Here is a 16768-nt window from a genome sequence, read left to right on the forward strand (position 1 = left end):
GCTCCCCGCGCCGTCCTTCTACCTACCGCACGGTAGGCGTGGCATGGACGTAAGCGGAGGAGCAACCTCTAGTACGGCCGATGTTTTATCAGATCTCATCGCCGATGTCAGCATTTCGGTCTATTCAGTCGAAAAGTCCCGGCGTGTCATAGTTTCCTGGCGCGGCGGCCACCGCCTCGCGTCACGGCCGGTCCGCGGACGCTCGATTCGTCGCGGGGAGGAGGGCTTTCAGCGCGATCGACAGGTGCGCGCGCGCCTGCTCGGTGCTGAGTTCGCCGGAGAGCCAGCGCGCGGACAGGCCGTCGGTCAGCGCGGTGACGATGAGCCCCATGGCTTTCGGATCCACGGACTGCGGCACATCCCCCGCCGCCTGCGCCAGCCTGATCGCGTCGGCGATCTCCGCGTCCCATTGCCGCGAGGTCGTGGCCAGCGGTGCCCGCAGCGGCGTTTCGAAGACCGCCGACGCCCGTAATTCGTGCCAGACCAACGCGTTCTCGAACACCTCGGGCTCGTCCTGGATGTCGGCGAGCGCGTGCGCGTGCAGCCGGTCCAGCGGGGAATCCGATACCTCACTGGCGGTGCCGGATTCGCGGGCCCGGTCGTTGATATAGGTCAGCGCGGCGGCGAGCAGGCCGTCCCGATCCTTGAAGTAGTAGTAGAGCAGGCCGGGCGAGACGCCCGCGACCTCGGCGACATCGTGTACGCGCAGCCCCCGCACACCCCGCTCGGCGATCGCCTTGGCACTCGCCCGCAGGATCGCTTCGCGTCGGCTCGCCATCGCAGTTGCTCCAGTCGGTCGGCTCCGGTTCCCGAACCACCATAGTCCAACTGAACTTTCAGTCGAGCACCCTCGGCTGCTGCTGGGTGATGCAGTGGATGCCGCCACCGCGGGCGAAGAACTCCCGGGCATCGACCGTGCGCACCTGCCGGCCCGGATACATCTCGGCGAGGATGCCCTGCGCCACGTCGTCGTTGGGATCGCCGAAGCCGCAGGCGATTACGCCGTCATTGACGACGAGGTGGTTGATATAGCTGTAGTCCACCCAGCCTTCGCGGTCGCGGAGCACCTGCGGGGCAGGGAGTTCGACGACCTCCCAGGCTCGGCCGTCGGCATCGGTGGTGTCCGGCAGCAGTGCCAGCAGCTCGCGGGTCACCGCCCAGTCCGGGTGCGCGGTGTCGTGCTGGGCATGCACCAGCAAGGTTCCGGGTGCGGGAATCGCGGCGACGATATCGACGTGCCCGCGGGTGCCGTGCTGTTCGTTGTCCCGGGTCAGGCCGCGCGGCAGCCAGATGACGTGCCGCGCACCGATGGTGCGCGCCAATTCGGCTTCGACTGCGGCCTTGTCGAGCCCCGGATTGCGCATCGGATCGAGTTGCACCGTCTCGGTGACCAATACGGTGCCCAGCCCGTCGACCTGGATACCGCCGCCCTCGTTGACCAGCCTCGAGCCGACCGTTTCGGCGCCCGCCGCACGGGCGACCGTCGCACCGATCTCGCTGTCGCGCGCCCAGTTCGCCCACTCCTGTCTGCCCCAGCCATTGAAGGTCCAGTCGACGGCGCCGAGCCTGCCGCTGTCGGCGTCGAGGACGAAGGACGGGCCGATATCGCGCATCCAGGCGTCGTCGAGCGGCGCTTCGAGCACATCGACCATGTCCGACAGATACTTTCGAGCCGCCTGCCGATCACGCGGGTCGACGACCATCGTGACGGGCTCGAACTCGAGAATCTCGTGCGCCACCCGCGCCCAGGCCTCGCGCGCCTCGTGCGCGGACTCTGCCGTGGCGAACACGCTCGCGCCCAGGGGCGGAAAGGCCATCCAGATCCGTTCCTGCGGTGCCGTTTCCGACGGCATCACCCAGCTCATGACGCCCGGCTCCCGACCTGGTCCGCGCCGAAGGCGTGGTCCCGATCGACCGGCGCGGTGAGCCGGTCGTAGATATCGGGCCGGCGCGTGGTGAGGAACGGGAACAGGGCGAGCCAGTCCTTGCGCTGATCCAGGTCCAGGTCGGCGACCAGCACGGCGGCGCGGTCGCGCGGCGCTTGTGCGAGCACCCGGCCATATGGGTCGGCGATGAACGAAGAGCCGTAGAAGGTGACACCGCCCTCGTCGCCGTACCGATTCGGCACGATCATGAAAGTGGCCGCGGTGATGGCGTTTCCGATGATGACCTGCTGCCACAGCGGCTGGGTGTCGAAGCCCGGGAACGAGGGCTCGGACCCGATCGCGGTGGGGTACACCAGGATTTCCGCGCCACCGAGCGAATACATCCGGGCCAGCTCGGGAAACCATTGGTCCCAACAGGTCGGCAGGCCGATGGCGGCACCGTCCAGCGCGGCGGGCCGATAGATCGGATAGGCGTCCTCGGCGGGGCCGGGCCGGAAGTAGGTGTCTTCGTAGTAGCCGTCGCTGATCGGGATGTGCAACTTACGGGTCCGGCCGATCAGCTCCCCGCCGGGCGAGACCAGAATCGCCGTGTTGTACCCGAGTCCATCTGTGCCCGTGTCTTTTTCGTACAGCGAGGCGTGCACCGCAACGCCGTGCGCGCGGGCCGCGCCGGCGGCGAAGGTGAACGTCGGCCCGGTCCGCAGGTCCTCGGCCGCCGCGCCGGGATTCGCCGCCGCTCGCACGTCGGCGGGATAGCGGGACAGCGTCAGTTCCGGAAGGAACACCGCACGCGCGCCCTCGGCGGCGGCCAGGCCGATACCGTCGTACAGCGTGGCGCGCAACGCCTCCGCATCCGGAACCCATTGGTGCTGAACAAGTCCGACACGCAGCGGTGTCCGGTCACTCGGCGCGACGCGCGCGTGCGACAGCGGCGGTGTCGGTGCGGTGGTAACCACGAAGGTCTGCTCGGTCATTACTACCTGCCTTCTCGAGATGCATAACTGAATATTCAGTCAAGATTGCTGGGACGGAAATTCACGCCTCGTTGAACTCGGACACTGCCCGTGGCAGCGGCACCGACGCGGCCGAGGTGGCCCGAACTCGCGAGGCGACAAGGTAGACCGCCGCGGCGACCAGTCCGGAACCGATCATGCTGATATCGATCCCGTCCGCTATCGAAGCGATCGGACCCGTGTACACCGTGGTGTGGATCGCCAGCACACCGACGATCGCGCCCGCGGCCCACGCCACCACCGCACCGAGCTGCCAGCCGCCGGTGTACCAGTATCGACCGCCGGTGCGGCCCTGCGCGAAGGTTTGCAGATCCACGACGTCGTAGCCGGGCACGCGCCGGCGCAGCGCGCCGATCACCATGATCACCACCCAGGGCGTGACCACGGCGTTCAGAATGACCGCGACCGCACTCACCGAATCCACTGCGTCTAAGACGAAGACGCCGACGTAGAGCAGCACGACGACCAGGGCCGCGGTCATCATCGTGGTCTGCACGCGCAGCAATCGCGGGAACACCCCTTCCAGGTCCAGGCCGCTCCCGTAGATGCACAGCACGCCCTGGCCCAGCCCGCCGAGAATCGAGATCACCACGATCGCGAAGGTGAACCACAGCGGCGCCGCGGCGACCAGGTCGGTGGTGTAGGAGCCGGTGTTGCTCGCGAGGGTCGATGCGGTGAACGCACCGAACGTCGCCGGAAGGATGCCGCCGAAGTACAGGCCGAGACCGAGCGCTCCCGCGATCCGGCGGTCGCTGTGCCGCCGATGCGATACCCGGCGGGTGTAGTCGCCGATGGTGGTCGCATACGAGATCGGCCCGGACGCCGAGATCACCACGGCCACCACCCAGGTCTGCACGAATCCGCCGAGGGCGTACTCCCCCGGCGCCGCGTCCGCGTCGAACCGGCCCGCGAAGGCGAAGACCCCCGCGAGCATCAGCAGCCCGACTACCGGGACGATAATCTTCTGTGCCGCAACGATAGTGGCGTGCCCGAACAGGGCGATCGCGACCATCGCGGCGCCGATCACGCCGTAGGCGAGGCCGCGCACCCAACCGGCGTCGGGCGTCCCGAGCAACCGGGCGCCGGCCGCGACAAGGGCGTCACCGCTGGTCCACACGGTGATCGCGCCGAAGACGACCGCGGTCGCCAAGGCCAGCCCGGAACCGATGAAGCGCCCGCGGATACCGAACTCCGCACCGCTCGCGACCGTCATGTTGGTTCCCGTGCGCGGGCCGATCAGCGCGGTCGGTAGCACGACCAGGGCACCGATCAGACCGCCGACCAGAAGCGCGGGCAGCGCCTGCCAGAACGACAGTCCGAGTTGAATCGCCACCCAGCCGTAGATCACCGCGGTCCAGGTGAATCCGCTGCCCAGGAATACCGCGGCCACATTCCACGGCGACGAATCCCGGGCCGCCTCCGGCAGATATTCCACGCCGGCTTGTTCGATCCGGCCGACCCGATCACTGGTCGGGTCCACATGCTCTTTCATGAGGTGACGGTATTCTCAACTGAATATTCAGTCAATAGCGGGGCGCTGGCTTTCATCGTTCGTTACTCCCTTGTCACACAACGACTTCAAGCGAATTCGGCGCGGTGCACCACCGCTCCGCCGACGACCGTCGAAGCGATCGGCGCACCGGCCAATTCGTCGGGCGGAACAACCAGCGGATCGAGCGAGAACACCGTGAGATCGGCCGCGCAACCGATCGCCACTCGCCCGGCCGCGCCCTCCCGTCCCGCGGCGCGTGCGGCATGCGAGGTGTAGCCCTCCAAAGCCATTGCCGCAGTGAGCGATTGCTTCGGAGAAACCGGTTCGACTTCCGAACGTCCTGCCGGACGGCGCAATTGCGCGTCCGCGAGAATGGCGCGAGCGTCGTAGGGGCCGATCGGCCAGTCCGAGCCCAGGGCGACCGTCGCCCCGGCATCGCGCAGATCACGGGTGCGAAACCCACGGCTCGCGCGCTCGTCGCCCAATCGCGCCGACCAGTTGTCGGTGTGATCGGCCCGGGTGAAGTGACTACAGTGCGTCGGCTGCATGCTCGCGACCACACCGTATTCCCGGAATTTCGCGACCAGTTCGGTCGGGATGGTTTCGATGTGCTCGATGCGATGCCGCACGCCGGAGGGCGGCAACGCGGCGGTTGCGAGCGTTTCCAGCGCGTACCGGACGCCGGCGTCGCCGATCGCGTGAGTAACGGTCGGTACCCCACGAGCGGCCAAGTAGTGCACGGCTTCTCGATACTGTGCCGGGTCGGGCCAGAACGGCACCGTCGATTCGCCGTGACTGTCGGGTTCGTCGAGCCATGCCGTGCCGCCGTCGATCGTGCCGTCGATGACGAACTTCACCCCGTCGACCTGCCACCGGCGGCCGCCACGGCGCTGCAGATCGACGATGTGCTCGAGCCCGGCGCGTCCGGTGCCCGGGTGGCAACGCGGCGCGAACCGCAACTGGACGGGCAGCTCGAGTTCCGCGGCCAGTCCGGTGATCAATTCCTCGCTGTCACCGTCGAAGTCCATCACATTCGCGGCGGTGAGTCCGGTCGCGGCCATCCCCCGCAGCACCTCGGCGACGCGGCCACGGCGCACCTGCATCGGGGCCACCGGGGCGACGTCGAGCACCAGGTCCATCGCCGCCGGTTCGAGCAGGTGCCCGGTCGGCCGGCCGTCGCTGTCGCAGACGATGCGCGCACCCTGATCGAACTCGCGGTGACCGGTCACACCCGCCGCCCGCAGCGCGGCCGGGTTCACCAGCGCCGAATGCGCGTCGTTCAGGTCGAGGTACACCGGAATCGTCTCGGCGACGGCCCGCAGCAGCGGCTCGAACGTAATCGGCTGGTCCGCAAAAACATTCGGGTCCAGACCCCAGCCGCGGATCCAGCCGTCGACCGGTGCCACGCCCTCGGCGCGCAGTGCCGAGATCAGCTCGTCGACGTTCGACACCGACGACAGGTCGACACCGTTGGTCATATCCGCACCGACCAGCGGATGGGCGTGGCCGTCCACCAGACCGGGTGTGATGGTCGTGTCGCCGAGGTCGATGACCTCGGTCCGCGCCCCGCGCCAGTCCCGGACATCGGCCGGACCGCCGACGCCGATGATGCGGTCGCCCTTCATCGCGACCGCCTGCGCGTGCGGTCGCGCCGGATCGAGCGTGTGCACCCGTGCGGCGAGCAGGATCAGATCGGCGTAGTCGCCGGTGTTCGTCATACGGGTCTCCCCTTCGTCCAGCCGATGCTGCTGGTCAGATCAATGACCATGCGCCGGTAAGGGTTTCGCGCAGGATCTGTTCCATCTCGTCGAACTGGGCCTGCTCGCAGATCAGCGGCGGAGCCAGCTGGATGACCGGCTCGGCACGATCGTCGGCCCGGCAGTGCAGGCCTGCGTCGAACAGCGATTTCGACACGTAGCCCTTGAGGATGCGGGTCGCTTCTTCATCGGTGAAGCGCTCCTTGGTATTTCGATCCTTGACCAGCTCCACCGCGTAGAAGTATCCCGCGCCGCGCACCTCACCGACGATGGGCAGATCGGTGAGCTTGTCGAGGGTCGACTTGAACCGGGATTCGTTGGCCAGCACGTGCTCGTAGATGCCGTCGCGCTCGATGAGGTCCAGGTTGGCGAGGGCGACCGCGCAGGCGACGGGGTGCCCGCCGTAGGTGGAGCCGTGCATGAACGTGGCGCCGTGCCGGAACGGTTCGGCCACCCGATCGCTGACCAGCACCGCACCGAGTGCGGCGTACCCGGAGGTGAGCCCCTTGGCGGTGGTGAGGATATCGGGCTGATAGCCGAAACGCTTTGCGCCGAAATCGTATCCGAGGCGGCCGAACGCGCAGATCACCTCATCGGAGACGAGCAGCACGTCGTGCCGGTCACAGATCTCCCGGACGCGCTGGAAGTAGCCGGGCGGCGGGACGAAGCAGCCGCCGGTGTTCTGTACCGGTTCGAGGAATACCGCGGCGACGGTCTCGGGGCCTTCGAACAGGATCGCCTCTTCGATGCGGTCGGCGGCCCAGCGACCGTACGCGTCGTAATCGTCGGTGTGCTCGGTGGCGCGGAAGAAGTTGGTGTTCGGCACCCGCACGGTGCTGGGCACCAGCGGCTCGAAATCCGCTTTCGCGCCGGGGATTCCGGTGATCGACAGGGCACCCATCGAGGTGCCGTGATAAGCCATCGACCGACTGATCACCTTGTGCTTGGTCGGCTTGCCGACGAGCTTGAAGTACTGCCGCGCGAGTTTCCATGCGGTTTCCACGGATTCGCCGCCGCTGACGGTGAAGAAGACCCGGTTCAGGTCGCCGGGGGCGGCCACTGCCAGGCGCTCGGCGAGCTCGAGCGCCGTCGGATGCGCGTATCCCCACAGCGGGAAGTAGGCCAGTTCCCGGGTCTGGCGAGCCGCGGCCTCGGCGAGTTCGGCCCTGCCGTGGCCGACCTGCACCGCGAACAGGCCGGCGAGCCCGTCGAGGTAGCGCTTGCCGGCCGCGTCCCAGATGTAGGCCCCCTCACCGCGCACGATCACCGGTGTCTCGGCATCGGTGTCCTCGGATTGCTGGGTGAAGTGCATCCAGAGATGGTCACGAACGACGCGGGCCGAGTCGCCGGCGCCCACGGCGGATAGATCGGTGATAGCGGTCATGTTCTCGGTTATCCCACATCGCACCCAGGGCTGCAACTAGATCCGTTGCGAAATATCCGCACATCGATCGATACGGCGGAAAATATCGATCTGAACTACGGATTTCGTTGCCTGATTCAGCGAGTCCCCCACTGATAAGTCTGTTTACGCAGCTTGAGGTAGATCATGATCTCGGCGTGCCGGACACCGGGCAACGTCCGCAGCCGGTTCGACACCAGATCGAGCAGTGCCGCGTCGTCGGCACAGACCGCCTCGCACAGCACGTCGTAGCGGCCCGCGCATTCGACCACGTAGCTGATCTCGTCCATCGCGGTGAGCGCGTCGGAGACCGGTTGCAGCGGCCCGTCCACCGTGATCGCGACCATCGCCTGCCGAAACAGTCCCACTTGCAACGGATCCGAGACCGCGACGATCTGGATGACCCCGGCGTCGGACAGCTTCTGTACCCGCTGCCGCACCGCGGCCTCGGACAGTCCGACGGCCTTACCGATCGTCGCGTAGGCGCGCCGCCCGTCCTCCTGCAACTGGGCGATGATCTTCTTCGAGGTGTCATCCAGTACCGGCGCCGTCCGGCTCGATTCTTGGTCGCTCACGCCCGGCATCCTGCCCGAACACCCGGACACCGACAAGCATCGAAGGTGATGTCGACGGTCCGATCCAGCACCTGGCTGCCCGCTCGGCAACGAAATCCGTCGAATTCTCCACTGGAGTGCGGCGGACACCGTCACGAGCGACGCACCAGGATGGCGAGCAACAGCTCCGCGCGCACCCTGGCGTTGTCGAGGTCGCAGGCGAGCAGGCCCTCGACGAAGGCGATGCGCTTGCGCAGCGTGTGCCGGTGCACGCCGAGCGCCGCCGCGGCCGACTCCCACTGTCCGTTCGCTTCCAGAAATGCGTGCAAGGCGTTCAGCAGGTCGGTGCCGTTGCTCCGGTCGTGCTCGACGAGCGGGGTGAGCACGGTATCGGCCATCGCGTCGAGCACCTGCCTCGTCGCGTCGAACGCCAGCAGCGAGCGACCGGTCATCGCATCGAATTCCACGGGGGCGCTGCCGCGTTCGGCCACCGAAGCGGCCCGCGTCGCGTTGGCGGCCGCCACGCCGAGATCACGCAGCCGATGTCCGCCACTGAGCCCGATCCGGGTGAGTTTACGTGCCGAGGAGCCGATTTCGAGCGCGAGGCGGCGCGCGAACGAGACCCCCTCGGAGCCGGGCAGCAGCACTGATACCCGCTGGTCCGTCGTATGCACGAATACGGGGTGCCCGGCGGCGTGTAGTGCCGCCGCCACCACCTCACGAACGTCCGATGTCGTTGCGGCCGAATCGCATTCGGCGACGAGCAGGCGGATCCGGCCGTGCGCGTCGGCGGCGGGCAGCAGCTGCGCCCAGGCGGGGGCCAGATCGGCTTCCGCGCTCAGCGCCAATCCGAACGCCTGGCTGTTGAGCTGCTGCTGCGCCGCCTGCAACCGAACCGGTTTCGCGAAGTCCAAGGCGAGCAAGGAGTTCGCATGCCCGAGCAGGATCTGATCCACACCGCTCAGCGGCGCCGGGCTGACCACCACCAGTTCACCGAACGAACGGCGGTCGACACCGATCCGCTGGTGCGTGATCGACGCTCCGGAGGTATCGGTCCGGACGCTGCTGGCCGCGGTGGCCGGGTCGGCGGCGAGGGCGGCCCGGACCGCGCGCAGCAGCGCGTCCGACGGCGCCTCCGGATGACATTCGGTCACCGTGCCCGCCGCGTCGACGATCAGCACCGTCGCCGCCAGCGAGCCGGCCAGCTCCCGGACGATCGCCCGCGCGCCCGATTTGAGCAGCGCCTTGGTCATTCGCGGTTGTGCGCGCGAGGCCCGCAACAGCGCGTCGTACTGGAGTTCGGCGACGCGCGCGGACACCTTCTTGACCACGGCCGCGAACGGCGTCGGCAACGGCACCTCGAGCAGCGGGATACCGATGGCATCGGCGGCGGCGATCAGATCTGCGGGCACGTCGGCGAAGGTGAGGCCGGTGCCGAAACCGACCGCCGCCACCCCGCAGTCGTCGAACGCGCGCAGGTAGGCCGCGCGCTCCCGGCTGCTGCGCGGCAACCGCATACCGGTGGTGAGCACCAGTTCGCCGCGAGAGAGCCAGGGGAAGGGATCTTCCAGTTCGGTGGTGAGCACGAGATCGACCTCGCGACCGACGCCATCGGCGCCACCCCGGAGCCGGAGTGCGAGATCCGCTTGGGACAACACCCAGCTAATCGGTACAGCCATCGAGTGCAGTGTACAGAGCGGCGAAGAGTGGACGACTGATTCACCATTTTGTCGAGAGGCGCGCGCGTGTGTCTCAGGGCACACTGATCCCAGGGCGAACCGAAGGACACGCCCCGAGAGATGGACGGTGAACAATGTCATTGCCGGTACTCGAGAACTTTATCGACGGCGAATTCGTGCCTTCCAGCGCCGCCGCAACACTCGATCTGGTCAATCCAGTGGACGAGACCGTGGTGGGCCGGGCACCGATCGCCAACCGCGCCGACATCGATGCCGCCATGGCCGCGGCCGCTAGGGCATTCGAATCCTGGGGCCGGACAACACCGAGCGTGCGCCAGTCCGCGCTGTTGAAGCTGGCCGACGCCATCGAGGCGCACTCCGACGAACTGGTCGAGGCGCAATGCCGCAACACCGGCCAGCCGAAAGCGGTGATCGCCGCCGAGGAGGTCGCGGTCAGCGCCGATCAGATCCGGTTCTTCGCGGGCGCGGCCCGAATGCTGGAGGGCCGCCCCGCCGGTGAGTACATGGCGGGTTTCACCTCCTACGTCCGGCGTGAGCCGATCGGCGTGGTCGGGCAGGTGACGCCCTGGAATTACCCGTTCATGATGGCGATCTGGAAGATCGGTCCGGCGCTGGCCGCGGGCAACACGATCGTGCTCAAGCCCAGCGACACCACGCCGGAGAGCACGCTGGTGCTGGCGCGCCTGACGAAAGGCATTCTGCCGGACGGGGTTTTCAACGTCGTGCTCGGCGATGCGAGCACCGGCACCGAACTGGTGAGCCATCCGACCCCCGGACTGGTGTCGATCACCGGCTCGGTGCGCGCGGGTATCGCGGTGGCCGGGTCGGCCGCACAGCAACTCAAGCGCGCGCACCTCGAACTCGGCGGCAAGGCGCCCGCCGTGGTCTTCGGTGACGTCGATATCGACCGGGCCGCAAGCGGTATCGCCGAGGCCGCGTTCTTCAACGCGGGCCAGGACTGCACCGCGGCGACGCGCGTGCTCGTGCACGAGTCGATCCACGATCAGCTCGTCGACGCGCTGGTCCGGAAGGCGGAAACGCTGAAACCCGGCCTGCCTGACGACCCGGACACGTTCTACGGTCCGCTCAACAACGCCCGCCACTTCGCCGCGGTACTCGGCAAACTCGCCGCGCTGCCCGCGCACGTCAAGGTGGTCACCGGCGGACATCGACTGGGCGAGAGGGGCTTTTTCGTCGAGCCGACCATCATCACGCAGGTGCGCCAGCACGACGACATCGTCCAGGACGAGACCTTCGGCCCGGTGCTGACCGTGCAACCGTTCCGCGACGAAGCGCAGGCCATCGAATACGCCAACGGCGTCCGCTACGGCTTGGCCGCCAGCGTCTGGACCAAAGATCATGCCACGGTCGAACGCTTCACCCGCGCACTGGATTTCGGCGCGGTATGGGTGAACTGTCACATCCCCCTGGTGGCCGAGATGCCGCACGGCGGCTTCAAGTACTCCGGCTACGGCAAGGACCTTTCCGCCTACAGCGTCGAGGAATACACGCGCGTCAAGCACGTGATGAGCGCGCACGACTAGGCGGCGGGTAGATGAGCACAACCAACGCCCCGGGTCCGGAGTTGGTCGACAAAGGACTCGCCTCGGGGCAGGTCGGCGCGTTCGCCGGTGCGGTCCTGGGGGTTTCGACCGTCGCGCCCGGCTACACGCTGACCGCGAGCCTCGGCCTGATCGTGGCCGCCGTGGGTTTGAAACTGCCCGCCATCCTGATCGCGGGCTTCGTCCCGATGTTCCTCACCGCCTACGCCTATCGCGAGCTGAACTCGCGCATGCCCGACTGCGGGGCCTCGTTCACCTGGTCCACCAAGGCCTTCGGGCCGTACGTGGGCTGGATGTGTGGCTGGGGCATGGTGATGGCGACGATCATCGTGCTGTCCAATCTGGCCTCGATCGGCGTCGAATTCCTCTACCTGTTCCTCGCGCGGATATCCGGCAACGCATCCCTCGCCGAACTGGCAGGCAACAAGGCCGTCGCTATCGCGACCACGCTGCTGTTCATCGCGATCGCCACGGTGATCGCCGGGCGCGGCGTCACCACCAGCGAACGGGTGCAATATGTGCTCGTCGGATTCCAGATGGTCGTGCTGCTCGCTTTCGCAGTCATCGCGCTGGTCCGCGTCGGTACGGGCAATGCGCCCGGCGGCTTGTCCTTCGCACTCGACTGGTTCAATCCCTTCGCCGGAATCACGTTGAGCGCGTTCGCGATCGGCGTCACCGGATCCATCTTCGCGTTCTGGGGCTGGGACACCTGCCTGACCCTCGGCGAGGAATCCAAGAACCCGGACAAGGTGCCGGGCCGCGCGGGTCTGCTGTGCGTGCTGTCGATTCTGCTGACGTACCTGCTGGTCGCGGTGGCGGTGATGATGTATGCCGGGGTCGGCGAGAACGGTCTCGGCCTGGGCAACGCGGCGAACGCGAACAATGTCTTCGGCGCGCTGGCCGATCCGGTGCTCGGCTGGGCCGGCCCGCTGCTCCTGCTCGCGGTGCTCGCCTCCTCGGTGGCCAGCCTGCAGACGACGTTCCTGCCCGCCGCCCGCACGATGCTGGCGATGGGCGCCTACGGAGCATTCCCGAAGAAGTTCGCCGACGTGAGCCAGCGGTCCCGGGTACCCGCGTTCAGCACCGTCGTCGCGGGCGTCGTCACCGGTATCTTCTACACCTTGGTGACACTGCTTTCCGAGCACACGCTGATGGATACCGTTGCCGCGCTGGGCATCATGATCTGCTGGTACTACGGCATCACGGCGTTCGCCTGCGTGTGGCATTTCCGCGCCGAACTCTTCAGCAGCGCACGCAATGTCGTGTTCAAGCTCGCGTTCCCGTTGCTCGGCGGGCTGATGCTGCTCGCGGTCTTCGCGGTCTCCGTGCGCGAGAGCATGAACCCCGACAACGGCAGCGGTGCGTCCATCGGCGGCATCGGGCTGGTGTTCTTCATGGGCTTCGGCATGCTGTGCCTGGGCGCGGTCCTGATGCTGGCGGCGCGCTGGTGGAATCCCGGCTTCTTCCGGGACGGCGTGGCCAAACGCGCGGAGCCGGTGCCCGCCGAACCCGTTGTCCCCGCGTTGGTTCCGGCCGAACTGCGCTAGCACCACCCGGTACCGCATGCGGCCGAACTCTTTTCGGCATGCCCAGACAATTCGACCCGCTAGGGAGTCTTCGATGCTCGATATCGCCCACCGTTTGGCGCAGCAGCGCAATCTCGTCACCGCCTTACCGGGCCCGAGATCGGCGGCGCTCGCCGCCCGCCGCTCGGCCGTGGTGGCCGCCGGAGTCGGGTCGTCGGTGCCGGTCTACGCGGCCGACGCCGATGGCGGGATCATCGTCGACGTCGACGGAAACTCGTTGATAGACCTCGGCTCCGGGATCGCCGTCACCAGTGTCGGTGCCGCCCACCCGGCCGTCACCGCCGCGATCGCCGACCAAGCCGCACGGTTCACCCACACCTGTTTCATGGTCACGCCGTACGAGGGTTACGTACAGGTCGCCGAGGAACTCGCCGCGCTGACACCCGGGCGGCACGAGAAGCGCTCGGTGCTGTTCAACTCCGGCGCGGAGGCGGTCGAGAACGCGATCAAGGTAGCGCGCCTGGCCACCGGGCGCAGCGCGGTCGTCGCGTTCGATCACGCCTACCACGGCCGGACCAACCTGACGATGGCGCTGACCGCGAAGAACCAGCCCTACAAGGCCAATTTCGGTCCGTTCGCGCCGGAGATCTACCGGATGCCGATGTCGTATCCCTACCGCGACGGCGGCCTGTCGGGCGCGGCGGCCGCGCGGCGCGCGATCTCGCGCATCGAGGTACAGCTCGGCGCCGACGCGGTGGCCGCACTCATCATCGAACCGATCCAGGGCGAGGGCGGTTTCATCGTGCCCGCCCCCGGTTTCCTTGCGGCCCTGTCGGATTGGGCGGCGCGCAACGGCATCGTGTTCATCGCGGACGAGGTGCAGACCGGCTTCGCCCGCACCGGCGCCTGGTTCGCCAGCGAACACGAAGGCGTCGTGCCCGACATCGTCACCATGGCCAAAGGTATCGCGGGCGGTATGCCGCTCGCGGCCGTCACCGGGCGGGCCGAGCTGCTCGACGCCGTGCATCCCGGTGGGCTCGGCGGCACCTACGGCGGGAATCCGGTGGCCTGCGCGGCGGCCCTCGCCACCATGGCGACCATGCGTGAGCTGGACCTGCCTGCCCGGGCACGGGCCATCGAAGCCACGGTGCTGCCGCGCTTGCGCGCGCTGGCGGCGCGGGTCGACGTGATCGGCGAGGTGCGCGGACGCGGCGCCATGCTCGCGCTCGAGATCGTCCGTCCGGGCACCACGGAACCGGATCCGGTGCTGACCAAAGAAATTGTTGCCCAAGCGCTTTCACGCGGTGTGCTACTGCTCGCCTGCGGCACCTACGGCAACGTCATCCGACTGCTGCCGCCGCTGATCATCGAGGACGACCTGCTCGCCGACGGCATCGAAGTGCTCGCCGAAGTGTTGCGCGGCCGAGCCCTTTCGACCACCAGGAGAAACGACGATGCGTGACCGAACCGCCCTGCTCGAGGAGGTGCCGACCGGACTATGGCTCGCCGGACGGCAGGTGGCGGCCACTGACGCCGCCACGTTCCCGGTCCATGATCCGGCTACCGGTGCGGTGCTCGCCGAGGTGGCCGACGCCACGGTCGCCGACGGCGCGGCCGCGCTCGACGCCGCCACGGCGGCGCAGCGCGACTGGGCGGCGCGGCCGTCCCGCGAACGCGCCGAAATCCTGCATCGGGCCTGGGAACTGGTGCTGGAGCGGCGCGACGACTTCGCCTTGCTGATGACCTCGGAGATGGGAAAACCGTTGGCGGAGAGCCACGGTGAGGTCACCTACGGTGCCGAGTTCCTGCGCTGGTTCGCCGAGGAAGCCGTGCGCGTGCACGGCCGCTATACCCATTCGCCCTCGGGCAACGGCCGGATCCTGGTGACCAAACAGCCCGTCGGCCCCACGCTGGCGATCACGCCGTGGAACTTTCCGCTCGCGATGGGCACCCGCAAGATCGCGCCCGCACTCGCCGCCGGCTGCACCATGGTGGTCAAGCCCGCCCCCGAAACGCCGCTCACCATGCTGCTGCTCGGCCGGATGTTCGCCGAAGCCGGCCTGCCGCCCGGCGTGCTGTCGATCCTGCCGACCTCGCGCGCGGCCGAACTGACCGGCCCCCTGCTCACCGACTCGCGCCTGCGCAAGGTCACCTTCACCGGTTCCACCGCCGTAGGCAAGCTCCTGCTCGCCCGATCCGCCGACCGGATGCTGCGCACCTCGATGGAGCTCGGCGGCAACGCCCCCTTCGTGGTGTTCGCCGACGCCGACCTCGACGAGGCGGTGGACGGCGCGATGGCCGCCAAGATGCGCAATATCGGTGAGGCCTGTACCGCGGCCAACCGCTTCCATGTCGACAACGCGGTGCGCGCGGAGTTCACCGCGAGACTCACCGCCCGCATGCTCGCGCTGAAGATCGGTCCCGGTCACCTCGACGGCGTCCAGGTGGGGCCGCTGATCAACGAGCGGCAGCGAAACACGGTCGCCGACTTGGTACTCGACGCCGTGGCGAAGGGGGCCGTCGTCACCACCGGCGGTCACAGCCTGCCCGGCGAGGGCTACTTCTACGCCCCAACGGTGCTCGCCGACGTCCCCGCCGACGCGCGCATCCTGCGCGAGGAGGTCTTCGGTCCGGTCGCCGCGATCACCGGTTTCGACGGCGAGACCGAAGGGGTCGAAGCCGCGAACAACACCGAATTCGGCTTGGCCGCTTACATTTACACCAAAGATCTGGATCGAGCCCTCCGGGTCGCCGAGGCGGTCGAATCCGGCATGGTCGGCGTCAACCGCGGCATCGTCTCCGACGTCGCGGCCCCCTTCGGCGGCATGAAGCAATCCGGCCTGGGCCGCGAGGCGGGCACCGAAGGTATCGAGGAGTACCTCGAAACCAAATACCTCGCGTTGCGTTGAATCGTCGGCCGATACCGGAGCCCGGTGCCGACGGACCGAATTGGGCGACCGACTGTCGATAAAATAGCGGTCGATGCCGGAAGATCGCCACACCGCAGGGCCGCCCGCACCGTTGCCGCAACCGGCACGGCACGGTGCGGGCTGGCTCGCGCACGGCTTCCACATGGACGCGCATTCGCACACCGACGGCCAACTCGTGTACGCGGCGTCAGGGGTCTTGGCCACCACGACAGAGCGCGGTACGTGGGTCGCGCCCGCCAACCGAGTGACCTGGACGCCACCGGGATTCGTGCACTCGCATCGCTTCTACGGCCGGACCGACGCGCGGCTGGTCGTCGTGCCCGCCACGCTGTGTGCATCGCTGGTGCCGCGGCCCGCGGTATTCGCCGTGAATCCCCTACTGCGCGAGGCCATTCTGGCGCTGACGATGCGGCCGGAAGTCCGTCCCGGTGCGCATGAACGGCTACGCGCCGTGGTGATCGACGAACTCGTCGAGGCGCCCGGGCAGTCCCTGCACCTGCCCGAACCCCGGGACGACCGGCTGCGCGGGGTCACCGATCTGCTGCGTGCCGATCCCGCGCAGACCACGACGCTGGTCGAGCTGGGCCGTACGGTCGGAGCGAGCGGACGCACCCTGACCCGCCTGTTCCACGACGAGCTCGGCATGAGTTTTCATCGTTGGCGAACCATTCTGCGCATCCATCACGCGCTGGTCGAGCTGGGTGCCGGTCGATCCGTCACCGACACCGCGATCGCGTGCGGCTGGTCCAATCCCACGAGTTTCATCGAGGCCTTCACCGCCGTCGTCGGCCAGACACCGGGCCGCTACCAGGCCGATCTGCGCGACGGAACGTAGCGCGCGACAAGTTTGGCGAGTTTGCCGTATTCGCTGTCCATTCACCGGTTGGCGGCACTGGCTCTCGGGACCAGAGTGGTGGTCGGTCCACAAATGGCCACCCTTACTGAG

Annotated in this window: 13 protein-coding genes; 5 read left to right on the forward strand and 8 right to left on the reverse strand. The window is 67.9% G+C overall.

All coding sequences use genetic code 11. The annotated features are described in order from the left end of the window. Nucleotides 1-181 precede the first annotated feature (181 nt). The 8 genes from TY25_RS29080 to TY25_RS29115 all read right to left on the reverse strand — a co-directional run bounded on the left by TY25_RS29080 (nucleotide 182) and on the right by TY25_RS29115 (nucleotide 9783). Nucleotides 182-778, reverse strand: a complete 597-nt coding sequence (locus TY25_RS29080) for a TetR/AcrR family transcriptional regulator (protein WP_042261321.1) — start codon at nucleotides 776-778, stop codon at nucleotides 182-184. A gap of 58 nt (nucleotides 779-836) precedes the next feature. Next, entirely contained in the window at nucleotides 837-1865 is a 1029-nt protein-coding gene (locus TY25_RS29085; protein ID WP_042261322.1) for an agmatine deiminase family protein, read from the reverse strand. Further along, nucleotides 1862-2860: a nitrilase-related carbon-nitrogen hydrolase gene (locus TY25_RS29090; protein ID WP_042261323.1), complete on the reverse strand. Its 999-nt coding sequence runs from the start codon at nucleotides 2858-2860 to the stop codon at nucleotides 1862-1864. The genes TY25_RS29085 and TY25_RS29090 overlap by 4 nt, the downstream gene beginning before the upstream one ends. Before the next feature lie 61 nt (nucleotides 2861-2921). Then, nucleotides 2922-4391 (reverse strand): purine-cytosine permease family protein, encoded by a 1470-nt coding sequence (locus tag TY25_RS29095; RefSeq protein ID WP_042261324.1) that lies wholly within the window; start codon nucleotides 4389-4391, stop codon nucleotides 2922-2924. Nucleotides 4392-4477: 86 nt separating this feature from the next. Beyond that, entirely contained in the window at nucleotides 4478-6109 is a 1632-nt protein-coding gene (locus tag TY25_RS29100) for an amidohydrolase (RefSeq protein WP_042261325.1), read from the reverse strand. A gap of 34 nt (nucleotides 6110-6143) precedes the next feature. Continuing rightward, nucleotides 6144-7532 carry an aspartate aminotransferase family protein gene (locus TY25_RS29105; RefSeq protein ID WP_042261326.1) on the reverse strand — a complete coding sequence of 463 codons (1389 nt, stop codon included), beginning with the start codon at nucleotides 7530-7532 and terminating at the stop codon, nucleotides 6144-6146. A 116-nt stretch (nucleotides 7533-7648) separates the two neighbouring features. Then, nucleotides 7649-8155 carry an Lrp/AsnC family transcriptional regulator gene (locus TY25_RS29110; RefSeq protein WP_370466242.1) on the reverse strand — a complete coding sequence of 169 codons (507 nt, stop codon included), beginning with the start codon at nucleotides 8153-8155 and terminating at the stop codon, nucleotides 7649-7651. A gap of 101 nt (nucleotides 8156-8256) precedes the next feature. Next, nucleotides 8257-9783, reverse strand: coding sequence for a PucR family transcriptional regulator (locus tag TY25_RS29115; RefSeq protein ID WP_042261327.1), 1527 nt, complete (start codon nucleotides 9781-9783; stop codon nucleotides 8257-8259). Between the two features lie 134 nt (nucleotides 9784-9917). Between TY25_RS29115 and TY25_RS29120 the strand changes: the two genes are divergently transcribed. The 5 genes from TY25_RS29120 to TY25_RS29140 all read left to right on the forward strand — a co-directional run bounded on the left by TY25_RS29120 (nucleotide 9918) and on the right by TY25_RS29140 (nucleotide 16657). Further along, complete coding sequence (locus tag TY25_RS29120) at nucleotides 9918-11348, forward strand: gamma-aminobutyraldehyde dehydrogenase (protein WP_042261328.1); 1431 nt, start codon at nucleotides 9918-9920, stop codon at nucleotides 11346-11348. An 11-nt stretch (nucleotides 11349-11359) separates the two neighbouring features. Continuing rightward, nucleotides 11360-12913, forward strand: coding sequence for an APC family permease (locus tag TY25_RS29125; protein ID WP_042261329.1), 1554 nt, complete (start codon nucleotides 11360-11362; stop codon nucleotides 12911-12913). Nucleotides 12914-12986: 73 nt separating this feature from the next. Continuing rightward, the gene (gene gabT / locus TY25_RS29130; RefSeq protein WP_042261330.1) at nucleotides 12987-14354 is read left to right on the forward strand and encodes a 4-aminobutyrate--2-oxoglutarate transaminase; all 1368 of its coding nucleotides are present in this window, start codon (nucleotides 12987-12989) and stop codon (nucleotides 14352-14354) included. Continuing rightward, nucleotides 14347-15801, forward strand: coding sequence for an NAD-dependent succinate-semialdehyde dehydrogenase (locus TY25_RS29135; RefSeq protein WP_042261331.1), 1455 nt, complete (start codon nucleotides 14347-14349; stop codon nucleotides 15799-15801). The genes gabT and TY25_RS29135 overlap by 8 nt, the downstream gene beginning before the upstream one ends. A 73-nt stretch (nucleotides 15802-15874) precedes the next feature. Continuing rightward, the gene (locus TY25_RS29140) at nucleotides 15875-16657 is read left to right on the forward strand and encodes an AraC family transcriptional regulator (RefSeq protein WP_042261332.1); all 783 of its coding nucleotides are present in this window, start codon (nucleotides 15875-15877) and stop codon (nucleotides 16655-16657) included. Nucleotides 16658-16768 lie beyond the last annotated feature (111 nt).

It is taken from the genome of Nocardia brasiliensis NBRC 14402 (assembly GCF_000308475.2).
GTDB classification, from domain to species: domain Bacteria; phylum Actinomycetota; class Actinomycetes; order Mycobacteriales; family Mycobacteriaceae; genus Nocardia; species Nocardia brasiliensis.

Excerpts from the sequence above, each read along its gene's own strand:
- TY25_RS29080 (WP_042261321.1), bottom strand. The coding sequence starts at position 778 with ATGGCGAGCCGACGCGAAGCGATCCTGCGGGCGAGTGCCAAGGCGATC.
- TY25_RS29085 (WP_042261322.1), bottom strand. The coding sequence starts at position 1,865 with ATGAGCTGGGTGATGCCGTCGGAAACGGCACCGCAGGAACGGATCTGG.
- TY25_RS29090 (WP_042261323.1), bottom strand. The coding sequence starts at position 2,860 with ATGACCGAGCAGACCTTCGTGGTTACCACCGCACCGACACCGCCGCTG.
- TY25_RS29095 (WP_042261324.1), bottom strand. The coding sequence starts at position 4,391 with ATGAAAGAGCATGTGGACCCGACCAGTGATCGGGTCGGCCGGATCGAA.
- TY25_RS29100 (WP_042261325.1), bottom strand. The coding sequence starts at position 6,109 with ATGACGAACACCGGCGACTACGCCGATCTGATCCTGCTCGCCGCACGG.
- TY25_RS29105 (WP_042261326.1), bottom strand. The coding sequence starts at position 7,532 with ATGACCGCTATCACCGATCTATCCGCCGTGGGCGCCGGCGACTCGGCC.
- TY25_RS29115 (WP_042261327.1), bottom strand. The coding sequence starts at position 9,783 with ATGGCTGTACCGATTAGCTGGGTGTTGTCCCAAGCGGATCTCGCACTC.
- TY25_RS29120 (WP_042261328.1), top strand. The coding sequence starts at position 9,918 with ATGTCATTGCCGGTACTCGAGAACTTTATCGACGGCGAATTCGTGCCT.
- TY25_RS29125 (WP_042261329.1), top strand. The coding sequence starts at position 11,360 with ATGAGCACAACCAACGCCCCGGGTCCGGAGTTGGTCGACAAAGGACTC.
- gabT (WP_042261330.1), top strand. The coding sequence starts at position 12,987 with ATGCTCGATATCGCCCACCGTTTGGCGCAGCAGCGCAATCTCGTCACC.
- TY25_RS29135 (WP_042261331.1), top strand. The coding sequence starts at position 14,347 with ATGCGTGACCGAACCGCCCTGCTCGAGGAGGTGCCGACCGGACTATGG.
- TY25_RS29140 (WP_042261332.1), top strand. The coding sequence starts at position 15,875 with ATGCCGGAAGATCGCCACACCGCAGGGCCGCCCGCACCGTTGCCGCAA.